The sequence below is a fragment of the Nonomuraea turkmeniaca genome, assembly GCF_005889735.1.
Taxonomy (GTDB): domain Bacteria; phylum Actinomycetota; class Actinomycetes; order Streptosporangiales; family Streptosporangiaceae; genus Nonomuraea; species Nonomuraea turkmeniaca.
Map to the genome: position 1 here is coordinate 1 of NZ_VCKY01000488.1, position 2470 is coordinate 2470.

The following is a 2470-nucleotide window of genomic DNA, read 5'->3' on the forward strand; positions in this document are numbered from 1 at the left end:
GCCGTGGTATCGGCGGGGAGGGAGGAGTTGCCAGGAGGCGAGCAGGGAAGGATGAGACGGACGACGTTGTTCGGGTGAAGTCGCAGGAGGGCGTCCACGTCCGCGTCAGAGATCAGGTCATAGGGTGGGGAGGTCACCTTGGCGGGATCTTCGACGGCGAAACGCAACCCTCGAAAGGGTCGTAGCACCAGTCCATCGGGCACCGGCAGTTCAGGAATCCCCATACGGGGCATGCTCCCATAAACGCTTGAGCCCTCCAGGAGTCGCCCCTTGGTAGCAACAGCCGTGCCCGCTCCGCAGCAGGGCAGAGCGCGTCTGTCGCCCAGCGGTCAAGTGCACCCACCACCTGGAAGGAGGGGCTTGCTCTCAAGCCGGCTCCGTGCGCGGATCACACTTTCGGCAGGCCGAGCCTGCCGGACGGCCATAGCGTGCGGGCGATCGACCACGCCCCGTGCGGCCTGCCGCCCGGGATGCGGTGACGGCCGATCTCGCCGTGCCCGGTCGCCCGGTGCCTTCGGCCCTGTCCATCACCTGCGCGTAACCACGGCATCGCCCATCGAGACACTGCAGACGTTCTCCGTCCTGAAGACGGAGTCTCCGGCAATGGAGCACGATGAAGGGAGTCCTCACCTATGTCGCGCGATGGAAACCCCCAAGATGAGAACCCGGGCGCTCCCCGGGGCAGTGTTTACGATTGGTACCAGCGCGGGGTCAAGCTACTGAAAGAGGGCAGCCCGGCAGCCGCGGCCGCGTTGCTGGAGCGTGCGGCCGAGGCCGAGCCCGAATCCCGCAGCATCCTCGAGGCCCTGGCCAGGGCGCAGTTCAATTCGCGGCAGTACGCCGAGGCCGCGACCAGCTTCAGGCAGATCGTCGACGCCAATCCGGCCGAGGACTATGCCTATTTCGGGCTGGGTTTGTCGTTGTGGCGTACCGGAGATGTGGAAGGGGCGCAGGAACCGCTGGCGATCGCGGTTGCCATGCGCCCGGATGAGCGACATTACGTGTCGGCGTTGAAGAGCGTCCGCGCCACCTTGCGGGCTCGCCGGGAGATGTAGGACTCCCCGCCATGAATCCTCTCAAGCGTTCTGGCGCTCGGCGTTGGCCCGGATGGCGGCCTGGAAGTACGCCGCCAGGCCGTGGGCCGTGCGATCGAGGGAGCCGGTGAAGCGGGCGTCGCTGACGTACATATCGCCGAGGCCGCGGTGGATCTCGTACGTGCACGTGTAGCACCAGCGGGTGATGTGAGCCCGGTGCTCCTCGGCGAGATCCATGGCGAGGTCGCCGTCCGCCGGGGCGCCCGAGCGCATCGCCTCCGCCATGCGGGCGGAGATGCCGGCCGCCTCCGCCATGAAACGCTTCCAGTCCTCCTTCGTGAACGACTTCGCGCGGCGCTGCGACTCCGCCCAGGCCTCCGTGCCGCCCCAGCGCTGCTCCGCCTCGGCCGCGTAGTCGTCAGGGTTGAAATCGCCGAACAGCTCCGAGCGTTCGTCCGGAGTGAGGCCGGGGTTCGTGGACATGGTCATCCCTTCGTGGTGGATACGAGGGCGACGCTAAAGTCTCACGCGGCGTGAGAGTCAAACGAGAAGAGGCGCTGTGCTGATCGACGGGTACGACACCTTGCTGCTCGACCTCGACGGCGTGGTCTACCTGGGCAGCCATGCGGTGCCCGGGGCCCCGCAGGCCCTGGAGGAGGCGCGCGGGCGAGGCGTGCGGCTGGCCTACGTCACGAACAACGCCTCTCGCACGCCCGCCGCCATCGCCGCCCACCTGCGCGAGCTCGGGGCGCCCGCCACGGCCGAGGACGTGGTGACCTCGGCGCAGGCCGCCGCGCGGCTGATCGCGGAACGGGTGCCGCCCGGGGCGAACGTGCTCGTGGTCGGCGGGTCCGGGCTGCGGATGGCCGTACGGGATCAAGGGCTTCGACCGGTTTCGACCGCCACCGAGTCGCCTGTCGCCGTGGTGCAGGGGATCGCGCCGGGGCTGTCGTACGGGCTGCTGGCCGAAGGCGCGCTGGCAGTGCGGCAGGGGGCGTGGTTCGTGGCGTCCAACCGTGACAGCACGATGCCCACCGGCCGGGGAGAGCTGCCGGGGAACGGGGCGATGGTGCGGGTCATCGCCGCGGCCACCGGGGTGGAGCCGGTGTACGCGGGCAAGCCGGATCCGCCGCTGCATCGGGAGTCCATGATCCGTACGGGGGCGCGGCGGCCGCTGGTCGTGGGGGATCGGCTGGACACCGACATCGAGGGCGCGGCCAATGCCGGGGTGGACAGCCTGCTGGTGCTCACGGGGGTGGCCACGGCCGCCGACGTGTTGACGGCGGCGCCGCGGCATCGGCCCGCGTATGTCGCGGCGGATCTGCGGGCCTTGCACCTGCCCTATCCCGAGGTGCGCGACGGGGTCTGCGGAGGGTGGCGGGCCCGGTGGCACGACGGGGTGCTGCCTGTCTCTTATAAACATCTCCGAACCCACG

Annotated in this window: 4 protein-coding genes; 2 read left to right on the forward strand and 2 right to left on the reverse strand. The window is 69.6% G+C overall.

What is annotated here, in order from left to right; all coding sequences use genetic code 11:
- The coding region (locus ETD86_RS53880) for a DUF1015 family protein (protein ID WP_246149534.1) at nucleotides 1-224 on the reverse strand (224 nt) is incomplete at its 3' end.
- A gap of 408 nt (nucleotides 225-632) precedes the next feature.
- On the opposite strand from ETD86_RS53880, the gene ETD86_RS53885 reads away from it, so the two are divergent.
- Complete coding sequence (locus ETD86_RS53885) at nucleotides 633-1055, forward strand: tetratricopeptide repeat protein (RefSeq protein ID WP_138674313.1); 423 nt, start codon at nucleotides 633-635, stop codon at nucleotides 1053-1055.
- Between the two features lie 21 nt (nucleotides 1056-1076).
- Here ETD86_RS53885 and ETD86_RS53890 read toward each other — a convergent pair whose 3' ends face one another.
- Nucleotides 1077-1523, reverse strand: coding sequence for a TipAS antibiotic-recognition domain-containing protein (locus tag ETD86_RS53890; RefSeq protein WP_138674314.1), 447 nt, complete (start codon nucleotides 1521-1523; stop codon nucleotides 1077-1079).
- A 70-nt stretch (nucleotides 1524-1593) separates the two neighbouring features.
- Here ETD86_RS53890 and ETD86_RS53895 point away from each other — a divergent pair.
- Nucleotides 1594-2470 (forward strand): HAD-IIA family hydrolase (locus tag ETD86_RS53895; RefSeq protein ID WP_138674315.1); only part of this gene is annotated, 877 nt, incomplete at its 3' end.

Coding starts and splice junctions, on each gene's coding strand:
- ETD86_RS53885 (WP_138674313.1), top strand. CDS start 633: ATGTCGCGCGATGGAAACCCCCAAGATGAGAACCCGGGCGCTCCCCGG.
- ETD86_RS53890 (WP_138674314.1), bottom strand. CDS start 1,523: ATGACCATGTCCACGAACCCCGGCCTCACTCCGGACGAACGCTCGGAG.